At 50.2% G+C, this 11195-nt stretch carries 7 protein-coding genes; all 7 read right to left on the minus strand.

What is annotated here, in order from left to right; all coding sequences use genetic code 11:
- Positions 1-189 precede the first annotated feature (189 nt).
- The 7 genes from ACLJXE_RS17005 to ACLJXE_RS17035 all read right to left on the minus strand — a co-directional run bounded on the left by ACLJXE_RS17005 (position 190) and on the right by ACLJXE_RS17035 (position 10783).
- A complete protein-coding gene (locus tag ACLJXE_RS17005; RefSeq protein ID WP_410751462.1) occupies positions 190-2301 on the minus strand; it encodes a hypothetical protein in 2112 nt (703 codons plus the stop codon).
- 38 nt (positions 2302-2339) lie between these two features.
- On the minus strand, positions 2340-4199 hold the full coding sequence (locus ACLJXE_RS17010; RefSeq protein WP_410751463.1) for an STY4199 family HEPN domain-containing protein: 1860 nt from the start codon (positions 4197-4199) through the stop codon (positions 2340-2342).
- Between the two features lie 396 nt (positions 4200-4595).
- The gene (locus ACLJXE_RS17015; protein WP_005122303.1) at positions 4596-5870 is read right to left on the minus strand and encodes a Glu/Leu/Phe/Val family dehydrogenase; all 1275 of its coding nucleotides are present in this window, start codon (positions 5868-5870) and stop codon (positions 4596-4598) included.
- A 322-nt stretch (positions 5871-6192) separates the two neighbouring features.
- Positions 6193-7161: a spore coat protein U domain-containing protein gene (locus tag ACLJXE_RS17020; protein ID WP_410751464.1), complete on the minus strand. Its 969-nt coding sequence runs from the start codon at positions 7159-7161 to the stop codon at positions 6193-6195.
- Between the two features lie 13 nt (positions 7162-7174).
- Positions 7175-9460, minus strand: coding sequence for a fimbria/pilus outer membrane usher protein (locus ACLJXE_RS17025; protein ID WP_410751465.1), 2286 nt, complete (start codon positions 9458-9460; stop codon positions 7175-7177).
- Between the two features lie 55 nt (positions 9461-9515).
- Positions 9516-10238: a molecular chaperone gene (locus ACLJXE_RS17030; RefSeq protein ID WP_286630910.1), complete on the minus strand. Its 723-nt coding sequence runs from the start codon at positions 10236-10238 to the stop codon at positions 9516-9518.
- Positions 10239-10252: 14 nt separating this feature from the next.
- Complete coding sequence (locus ACLJXE_RS17035) at positions 10253-10783, minus strand: spore coat U domain-containing protein (RefSeq protein WP_410751466.1); 531 nt, start codon at positions 10781-10783, stop codon at positions 10253-10255.
- Between the last annotated feature and the right edge of the window lie 412 nt (positions 10784-11195).

An 11195-nucleotide genomic window follows, 5' to 3' on the forward strand; every position in this document is an offset into this window, starting at 1 on the left:
GACCTCTCGCTGCCGATAAGGTAATTTTGCACACGGGTAGTCAAAAGAAAATTGATGTGATTGGCGTTTCAATACGGAACATTGGTATCTTGTAATGTTCCATATTGAAACGTTGTGGTGCATAAAACAGCGGAAGTGAGAGATGCGGCAAGGTTTATGCTGACGGCATCGCGAGTAAAACGTTATTCCTTACTCTTCTTTGCCATTAAAATCGAAAAACCAGAACAAGATAAAACCAATAAAACCAAAAATCAGCAGAATAGCCAGGGTATAGACTTCATATCGTGCGGCATCTGCAGCAATCGCCTGTAGTGTGTCAATTGCCGGGGCTGGCTGCTCTTTGAATAGCATGAGTTGCCATTCATAAAGGTTTGTTGTTTTTATCTCTTTAATCGGTTCCCAAATATGGTTAGCCGCCGCGCCGAGTGCTAAAGCGGAAAACAGTGCGCCGTAAATACGTTGGCGTTTTTCCTGACGCTGACTAATCGCCTCGCGCATGAGCTGATCCAATTGCTCTATCTGCGTCATGAGCTCCTGGCGTTGTTCAGACAATCCCCACTGCCGCGAAAGATCTTCACTCAGTTGGTTATGCAGGGCATCGTTGCCGACCAACGCCCCTTTATTCATGGCTTTTAGTGCCCGGGCTTTGGTTTCCAGCATCATTTTGGACCAGTCAGAGAGACGACGAATTTTGCCCTTTCGGTTGTGCATTTGCTGCGATTCGAGCAGATCCCTGAGCCACTGTTCGATCTGTTGGGCTGAGTTCGCCAGAAAATTTTCATACTCATGGCTGACATCCGCGACTGAAATAGCCGCTTTAATCAGTATCGCCAGATGTTTATCCTCTTCCTGGCGACAGAAGATCGTGACGCCATGACGGTGAGCGACGACCAGAATATTGCTGTACCACTGGCAGTGGTACTCGCTGGCGGGGGGCAGATCCGCAGGACTCCGGACGACGCGCGTGCTATCGCTCTGTGCTGCCAGCCAGGCATGGAAGGTGGGGGTGTCGATCATTCGCATCAGCGGCACGATCGTAATATCACCGCCCTCAGGGATGCGATGCTGATAGACACGAATGCATTTACCCTTTGCGCGGCAATCAAGTTCGGGTAAAGCTATTGGTACCATGGCGTTATCAAGGTAACGGGTAAAATAATTATCCCAGATTGCAGGCAAAACGTCTTTTTGCCAGGTCAGTTTCGAGCCGGGCACTCCTGGCGCAAGCTGCTTCGGTGCCGCAATTAGCGTCATTCTGCCTTGATCGTCGTACCAGGGTTGGTTCGGTGCTCCTGGGATTAATGTATCGCTTCCGGCCAGGCGATAGCTTTCGAGAAAACGCGGAGTATCGTGCGGGCGTAGCCCTTGCCAGGCGGCATCTTCACGTTGTTCCAGAGTGGACCACAGGGCATCAAGGCGCGTCCCCTGAATGGGGTTGAGCGAAATAACGATATCATTGCCCGTGCCCACTTCTCGCGGGCGATAAATGGCCAGCAACCCAAATCCATTGTGCGTCCAACTGCGTTCTTTATCGCAGCGCGCGAGAATTTTCAGCATCCCGGAAGGGAGCGTTTCGGTAATAAACAGCGCATCCACCACCGTTTGCCGCTGGCCTGTGCCGAGGTCCAGCAGGAGTTGGCAGGTCACCGAGCGCTTGATAACGTTTTGGTAAATCTGTTGCTCATACGCCAGGTTTGCTATCGCACTTGCATAAAAATGCGTGTGCATGGGCAGAATGCCTGCGGTGGGAGCCGGGTTGGCTATCATCATATCGCTCAACAGGCGCAGGCAGGCCAGTATGTTGTGGCGAACAACGGCAGTATCATCCATGGATTGCTCGCACAGGCTGCTATGCGCGAGGGCGGATAACAAGCAAGCGGCAGAACGAGTTGTATCATCACCGTCCAGATAAATACCGCTTTCCCATGCGGTGACGTATTCCAGCCACGGGTGTGTTGATAGCGACAGCGAACCCGCCCCATCGAGATGGTTCAAAAACAGCAACAGCGTAAAACAGGTATCCAGAGAGAAATCTTCGATAACGATTCGCTGTATTCCCTGGACACTTGAAAGTTTGCTGCGCCATACCGCCCATTGACGATCGTCGGCATTTGCCACCAGTTCACTCACCGAATTGTAGCGACCTGCACGGTATCCTTTGTTATTGAGCGCGACACCCTTTTGGCTTTCAGTATCATTGCCGTCGCCCAACCCGATCAGCAGGCTGCCTGCCGGTGCATCACGCTGCGACGGATTGAACTCAAAAGTCAACTGCGGCCATGCATTGTTGAATGCGAACATATAATTCTCTTTCGATGAATGCATTGTTGTATCGCTCATTATTTGACTACGTTATAAATAACCCGTTGTGAGCGGCTCAGGTTATCGCCAATCGCAATATTGGGTTCATGGCTTTCTTGTTTTACGCAGTAGTTCTTAACCAGGCTTTTTAACTCCGCCCCATTGAGTGTGCCGAACATCAGACGCGTATTCAGTTCTTTCAATAGCACATCATGGAGTGAATAGGTGGTAGGTCTTTGCAGTGAAAACTGCGCCGCGTCTGCCAGCAACTCACGTGCATTATCGGCCATCAGACGGCGTTCACAGCGACCTGCAGGTTCATTTTTGGCCATTTCTTCATCGTAAGCTTTCTTCTGGGCTTTCTCAAAATTAAGCGCGCTGTCCAGTTCCGCTTTAATACCCTGAACATCCCTGGCAGAAGAACAGAATGTTTTTAAATAACGAATCTGTATAGGGGTCAGCGTGCCATTGTGGCTCGCTTGTTGACGTAATTTACCGGCCATTCTGAGGCAACCATTTTTTTCATCCATCAACGATGCTGACTGTAATAGAGCATTCAACGTTTCCTGGCGATCTTCCAGTAATGCGTTTTCGGCATAATACAGTTTCCAGCGCATGCCTCCGGCAAGAAACAGATTAACAACCTGGGTATCACCGCGGTCGATAGCGGCGCGCAGATTTTTTTCATCCCAGGCAATGCCGATATTCGCCAGTTCTTTACGCGGATCGCTACTGGTTTCTTTTTTCGCACCGGCAACCGTTTTACCCACTTCCCCGAGATCGCTACGGATGGACTCCGTATTCACCAGCGTCTTGGTTGAGGTTCCAAAAGTCAGTACCGAGCCAATAATAAGGATGACGATACCGCCCAGCGCCCAGGCTACTCGCTTGCGAATTATGCCCGTATCAATTTTGATTTTTCTAATACCCTGAGACTGAGCAACCAGGTCATCTTTTATTCCCTGAACGTCGCCGCCGAGATCTTCAATTTTTTGGGTGGTCCGTTCGAAATAGCGAGCAACCTCAGCATTGCTGTCATCAAAAAAACGATCAGGGTTAACTTTTACACGGCCTTCATCGAAGGCCTCCTGTACTGGCTCAGTAATTTCTCGGTAATAGTAATTCACCAATGTTGTTTGGACAGATGTTACCCGCTTATGATGCGCCAGACGGTTGCGAATTACGCGAATATCGTCAAGAAAGGTATTCAGAGTTCTACGTTTATCGTTAACAAAGCTGAGTAACGGGGTGTATTGATAAAGTGGAGAATAGTGGATGGGATATTCGTCTTTATCAATAAACAGTGAGGCGAGTTCACTGAAAAGGGTACCGCTCAATACGTCATCACGATCGGCAACGTTCAGCCATTTGTTTACACGTTCCTGACCAAATAATTTGTTTAGGTGCTCAAGTAGGGTTTGTTGGTTATTGTACGCTTCATTAATTAAACTACGAATGGTCAGTTCTAATGCCCGTACCTGCTGCAAACTACGTAACTGCTTTTCTTCACCTTCGTTATGCAGCGTCGTTGAATAAGTTAATTGCGGCTGTTTTTCTCGCAAATATTCGAGCTGCCACAAAAAACGCAACGCGGCAATGGTCAGGTTTCTGTCGGCAGGCTGGCCATTTGTATTTCTGCCGAGCCATTTGTTCAAGGTTCGTAATGCCGCAAGAAAGCTCGCCATTTCCTGTTCGTTATAGTTAAATCGTGCCGCTACACTGTTCCAGTTCCCCAATTTCTCCCGGGCTTGATCAAGTGAATCATAAAACGTACCTGGCGAGAGTTGCGTGGGGGCTGGCATACCCAGCAGGGATAAGATTTGTGGAAATGCGCTGTCGAAAAGAGACAGGCAACGCGTAAAATCGTTGTGCTCAGAAGCAGATGAATGATCGACCATTATATTCTCACGTGGTTATTCGCTGAGTTTTCCCGGCCCGATATAATCGCACTGTGTCAGGCAACTTTCCCTGCAGCCAGAATGCCATAATTCGATAATTATTCGGGATTTTTCATCCGTTCGTCAATATATATGGGGGGCGTAAAATTGGTAGTAGACATTGCGGCCAATAATGCGTTGCTATGCGTTCTTAACGCAAATTATGGTTGCTGCGAGGGAATTTAATGTTTATTGGCTAACAACGCACGCAGATATTTGGTAAGTAAAATGCAGAAAGCGGGGCGGATTAATCAAGAGACTACGCGCCAATAATGCCACAAATAATGCCGCATTATTGGCGTAACTCACGACTGGCGTTTATCGTCGGCCAAAAACGTTGACGTATCTGCAGTCGTATTATCCCGGATAAATACCGCGGTCTTTACGTGCCAGCAGGATACGCTCGCAGGCCACAATATAGGCGGCTGTACGCAATGAGCAGGATTTCTCCGCCGCTTTCTCCCATACATGAACCATCGCATCGGTCATGATTTTATCCATGCGGTTGTTGATCTCTTCTTCGCTCCAGAAGAAGCTGGCCATGTCCTGAACCCATTCGAAGTAGCTGACGGTGACGCCGCCTGCGTTACATACGACGTCAGGTACCACGATGATACCGCGGCTTGCCAGCATATCATCGGCATCCGGGTAAGTTGGGCCGTTAGCGCCCTCAAGCACCAGTTTACAGGTCAGTATTTCTGCACGCTGACGGGTAATCTGTCCTTCCAGTGCGGCAGGGATCAGGATATCCATCTCCACGCTCCAGAAGGCTTCGCTGGCGATAGTTTCTGCCCCCGGGAAACCAGCAATCTGTTTGTGCTCCAACTGCCAGGCGGTCAATGCGGTCATGTCGATCCCGGTGGTGTTAAACAGGGTGGCAGTGTGATCCTGAATGGCAACGACGCGCGCGCCAGCACTGGCGAACAGGCGAGCCGCTTCACTGCCGACATTACCAAAGCCTTGTACCGCTACGCGCGCGCCTTCAACGTCGATATTGGCACGACGAGCCACTTCCAGACCGCTGACGAACACGCCACGACCCGTCGCTTTATCACGACCCAACGAACCGCCAAGGTGGATAGGTTTACCGGTGACCACGCTGGTTACGGTGGTGCCGTGGTTCATGGAGTAGGTATCCATCATCCATGCCATCACTTTGCCGTTGGTGCCGACATCCGGCGCAGGAATATCTTTTTGCGGCCCAATGATAATGCCGATTTCACTGGTATAGCGACGGGTCAAACGCTCCAGTTCACCCTCAGACAGCGAGAACGGGTCGACGCGAACGCCACCTTTGGCACCGCCGTACGGCAGATTCAGTGCGGCACATTTGATGGTCATCCAGGCGGAAAGGGCCATCACTTCATTAAGATCAACATCAGGATGATAACGCACACCGCCTTTTCCCGGACCGCGGGAGAGGTTGTGCTGTACACGATATCCTTCGAAATGGCGAATAGTGCCGTCATCCATCTGCACCGGAATATCGACAATGAGTGCGCGTTTCGGGTGGCGCAGGGTATCCACCCAATGGGAAAGTTCGCCCAGGTAAGGGGCCACACGCTCGATTTGTTGCAGGTAGGTATTCCAGGCAGATGTGCTGCTATCTGAAGCGTAAGATAACTTATCCATGATAAACCTTAGTTATAAAAGTAATATGTTCTTAATTTGGCCGTGGTATACAGTGGATCTCACCATATAAACTTAAATTTAACATTTTTTTCAAGAAACGGCCTGTCCTCCAGTCCCCTCATTACCCTATAAAAAACAGGAGAATTACGCGTTAAGTGAATAATTATCTATTTATTCTGAGAATATTTGCGGTCTGGTGGCTATTCAGACATTTAATATGCATGGCGCATGAGAATGACTATTTGTCAGATTTATGATGTACCTCTAAAAGTAAATAAAATGATAATTATTTGTGTTTTCTTGATTGCATTTTAGTGGCGGGTCAGTAGGTCACTGAGATGGTGACGGTGTCTGCATAGTTGTCGGGCGTGTAGTTCGCGCTGGGAACCGTGGCATACACTGAATACGGCGTAGCTGAACCGGTGCCAGTGCCTGTAACGGTATTGAGCGAGGTGTTGCCCCACACTGTACCGGAAGGCCCAGGCGTTGAGCTGAGTTGATAGGGGACTTTATCGCTGTTTGCCCCCGTTCCGCTCATCACGCCGCTGCCTGCAGTATTGCCGTTGGAGGGTTGTAGTCCAATGGTATAAGGGGTGTTATTGGTGCATGCCACCCCGATGGTATTTGATGCTGTCGCATTGCGCTGGGTTGCCTTCACCGGGGTAAAACTAATGTTAGTGGCCGAGGTGATATTGCACTGTTTGCTGACAGTGGCTGATACGGTGAAGGGGAGTCTGGCGGCAACGGTATCACCACACGTGGTGGGCGGAATAACTAATCCAGGGTTGAGGGTGATAAGCGCCGTTGCTGCCGTAAAGTTATCCTGATAGCTCCCGGGGACTGCAGAGGTTTGCGGAGTGACGAGCTGAGCGGATACTGTCAGTGAACCGGTCACTGGGATCAAATTGAGCAAGTTAAGCTGTACCATGGGAAACGTGGTTCCGCTCTGATACTGACTCCCCCAGATTTTACTGTGCCCGGCATCCTGATATAGCTGATAGCTCAACGTTCTGGCAGGTGTTCCGCTTAACGACATATTCCGTGTTGCCACCTGACCGCTGACGGCTGATGCGCCAATATTAAAACAGAGGTTAATCCCCGCCAGTACGTCGGTCACTTCTTTTGCGCAAGTCCAGGTAAAGGTCATTGAGGTCGTTGCGCCAGTTGATGACAACGGGTCCACTGCACCAAAACTCATTGGTTGGACGTTACTTACGGAACAGATTACTGCATGGCTTATCCCCGGACAGACGAGGAGTGTAGCGATTAGCAGCAGCTGTCTTAATCTCATGAATGAACTCCTGCTATTGTGACCGACATTCCAGCGGGCCTATTTGTACGATCCCCTTTGCGTTGGCGGGATAATCGAATTGTGCGTTACAGCTACCGGTATCTGTGTCAACGCGTAGTCTGTTGTGCTGTTCCAGGGTGTCGAACCAGGCCATACCATCGAATCCGACGACGGATGACTGGCCCGTGCCGTTAGTGATATATGCCATGCTGCCCTCAGAAATGGCTTTACCCTGTTCGTTAACAAGAGCAACCTGCGCGGCGCTTACGGGAGTGATGCCAAAACGGACCAGGGTTCCGGAACGATCTGCCGGCGTTGCATTGGCTTCAACGCGGGCGATCCGCATATTGGCAGGCAGATCCATGGGGTCAATACTGATTTGATTGTTTTGATAGCTGTTGAGTGACGTGACCAGCAGCAGGCCCCGATCGTCGCTGCGACCGACAAGGTTATTTTGCAGCTTGACTGGCACGTCCGGAATGCCGTCAGTGGATACGACGGCAAAACCATTGTTGATTTCCCGAGCCGCGAACAAACCTCCCCCCATCGCAACCAGGGAACCGGTCGCGCCAGCATAACCGTAGTGGTTATCAGGCAGGCGGCTAAACCCGGTGTAGGCTTTTCCGAAACGGCCCAAATACCCGATTTCCCCCTGGCCGCTTTGCCGGGAGGCTTGCTGGCTGGCTGCAACGTTCCATCCCCAGCCGCCGTCACCGGGCGGTGTTTGGCTGGCATTGATCTGGTAGCCGGTTTCATTACTGGTACGTTGTACGGTGCTGCTGGCGCTCAGATTACCGCTGGTGGTGACCGTCACCATCAGATAAACGCTGCGATCGCGGGTGTCGTCAATATTCTGGTTAAAGCCGGCATTGAGTGAAACGTTATCGGTGATTGATTTGAACCAACTGGTGTTGGCGTAGCGCACTGCGCTATCGTGTGGATAACGAAACTGCAGGTAACTCAGGCTGACATTGCCGGCAGACGCCATTGCATAACCTATCACCGTATTGCTGCTCAGTGAGGGCGGCGGCTCACCATAATGGGTTGCGACATCACGGTAGTCACCCGACGTCGCCGTGGTGCTGGTGCTGAAATTAAACTGTTCACCTGACCAGCGGTAACCAACACTGTACAAAAATCCGCTTTTCCCTGAGTCCGTACTGGCTGCCAATGCGGAGGATACTGTGCCGCTGCGCGGGCCGGGAACCCAGTCATTGCTAAAACCTGCGTTGATCAGCCCATCGCTGGTTTCCGCGTGCGTACCTGCAGTAAAGGTGTTACTGAATCCTCGACGCCAGGTCCCGCTAAACACAGGGGCGCTGGCATAATCAAATGAGGCGTAACCATAATTCTCTCTTACTGCGCCCAATTCCGCTGACCAGGCTGTTAGCCCTTCTCGCAGGAGTTGTTGATCGTTGTAGAACGAGAAATTTTGTACTGTCGTTCTGCCCAGCGCATCGGTCATCATCACCTGACCGGTTCCTGCGCCACTGATATTAGGCATGGTATTGATTTGAAAACTTCCGGCCGGAACCTCCCCGTTGTAGTACTTAACCCCATTGACGTACAACTCAACGTTTGAAGGAAGCGTGGCAGAACCAAGATAGGAGGGAAGCGGGGTGGTTGGCATGTAGGGCTGTAAACCAAAATCGGTTCCTATCTGGATGCCGCCAATGCGGGTCGGTCGGGACCAGGTGAGCGAGCTTGTCAGGGTATCGCCAACGTTTATCGCCAACATATTATCCGGAAATGATGTGCGCCAACCGGTGTCCATGCGGTAGAAGGCATTCTCTGCGTTGGGTGCGGTGGAATATTGAGTCAGTTGGGTGGTGCTTAACACCCCTGAGCCATTAAAAGCGCGCAACTCGCTAAATGTGTTGACGCTGGTTTCATCTCCCTGCTGAGCATAGACATCGTAATTGAGTAACGCCCCATGTGAGTTTGATGCTATTGGTGTCGCGTCGCCGGTCTGGTTCACCTGTGTGGTGACAAGATCAAGGGAACTGAGCGGCACAGTGAGCGCCAGAGTTTGTTGTTCGACGTTGTAGTCAATGCTCAGGTGGGCAATATCGTTCAGACCGACGGTTGCAGCCGTATTTTGCGGTAAGCGAAAACCCAACTGTCGTAGGGTATTTGCGCCAGCATAGAGTTTTTCATTCTCATAGCCAAAATGCACCAATCCGACAGGGTTTCCATTCAGGGTTACGTCGAGATATAAATCGATGCCCGCAAGATGTGTTGCGTCACCCATAATTCCACTATTTGTTTGGCCATTATTGACCGCGTGAGCTGAAACCATTCCAGATAATAATGCTCCATTGAGTAAGCAACATTTTACCAGATGCCAGGATCTCTTAGAGATCTTGTACTGTTTTTTGGCCATTAATTGTTACTTCAACTTTACCGCCATCATGGGTATCACTGGCGGACGGGGATAATATCCACCGCATTGTCGATCCCGGAAGAACGTAGCCTAATAGTCCCGGCGTAATGACCTTTTTCGCGCCATTATGGTTTATAAAGGTTGCCGCTGATAATTGTGCATGACCATTTCCCTGATTACTGACTTCAAGAAATTTTTTGCCGTCAAGTTGCTGTAATTTCCATTGTAATTTGGCCTGGGTTTCAGCCTGCGCCGTTGGTTGAATAAAAACAGGTATGGAATAATGCAGCACAAACTGAAGTTTATTTTTTTGTAATTTTGCTGGTGGTAATTCGTCAATTGATAACCGATAGGCATCTTCAGTATGTGTCGATGGCGGGCCGGTGCGAATAACACGAATCAGCTGGCGTTCACCAGGGGCTAGCGCCAGCATCGGCGGGCTGATAACCAGCCCCTGAGAGGGAGACAGCTTGTCGCCGTAAGCGCTTTGGCTCCAGCGAAAGACCCGAACCTGGGCATTCAGCACGTTTTCTCCGGCGTTGCTTAACCAGATCCCATCGGCATTTTGCGCCGCCTGCAGTGTTAATGTGACTGGAGCAACCTGCAATCCGCTTGCTGTTGCCGGATTTATGCTCACAGCCGCTCCTAACAGGCATGCGCAGGCATACTGCTGTACAGGCAGTTTTACTGTCATCGGTGTTCCTGAATTTAGTAGTTAACGTTTACCGTTACGGTGTCGGCATAGTCGTCAGGTGTGAAGTTCGCGCTTGGCGCGGTGGCATAAACGGTAAAACTCTGCTGGAGGCCTGTTCCCTGGGATGCAACACCATTTCCTACAGTGGTGGCGGTGGCCGTATTCCCCCAGACCGGTCCTGTTGCTGATGTTTGGTTCAATTGATAAGGCACTTTATCGGTATTGTTTGCTGCATTTGCGACAGAGGACATGGCTCCGGATCCTGTGGGGGTCCCGCCGTTGGCCGTTGAAGGTGCCAGGCCAATAAAGTAGGGGGTGGTTTTTGAGCAGTTAATTGAAATTGTGTTGCTTGCGCTAGTATTTGTCGCAGTGGTACTCACGGAACCGAGAGTAATATTTGAAGCCGACCCCGCAGTGACGGTACACGCTTTTTGTATCGTCATCAGTACCTGAAATGTCCCGTTGGTGGACGCTGCATTTGCCGCCGGAATAATGGAAAAGGCGCCGCAAAAAAGAATTAAGCGTTTGTCGAAGACTAGAGCCATATCCTTCACCTTTTTCAAATAACCACATTTTTTGCTTTAAAAAAACAATAATGTGACACAAGAGGAGATGATTTAACCCTAGAATAAGTATTAGACGTACGCCAGTTGATCTCATGAATTTTACTTAGAGAAAAGGTGATGTCGTCGACAAAAAAATAATACCCATGGGTGAGTATGTCGTTTCTTTTTTGTGCTACTCAAAAGTATGCACAGCGGCTTCAGGAGGGAATTAAAACGATGTGGGCTATACAGTGTGCATAACTCTCTCTAAGATTGAGGGTAAGTCGCTCTCTTTTTGCCAGATAAAGGAAATTCAGGTAATGGACTGACCCCACCCCGGTAGACGATCCTGCCCTATAGTTGGACTGACCCCACCCCGGTAGACGATCCTGCCCTATAGTTTGAGCATAGG

This window comes from Citrobacter sp. U14242, assembly GCF_046555775.1.
GTDB lineage: Bacteria > Pseudomonadota > Gammaproteobacteria > Enterobacterales > Enterobacteriaceae > Citrobacter.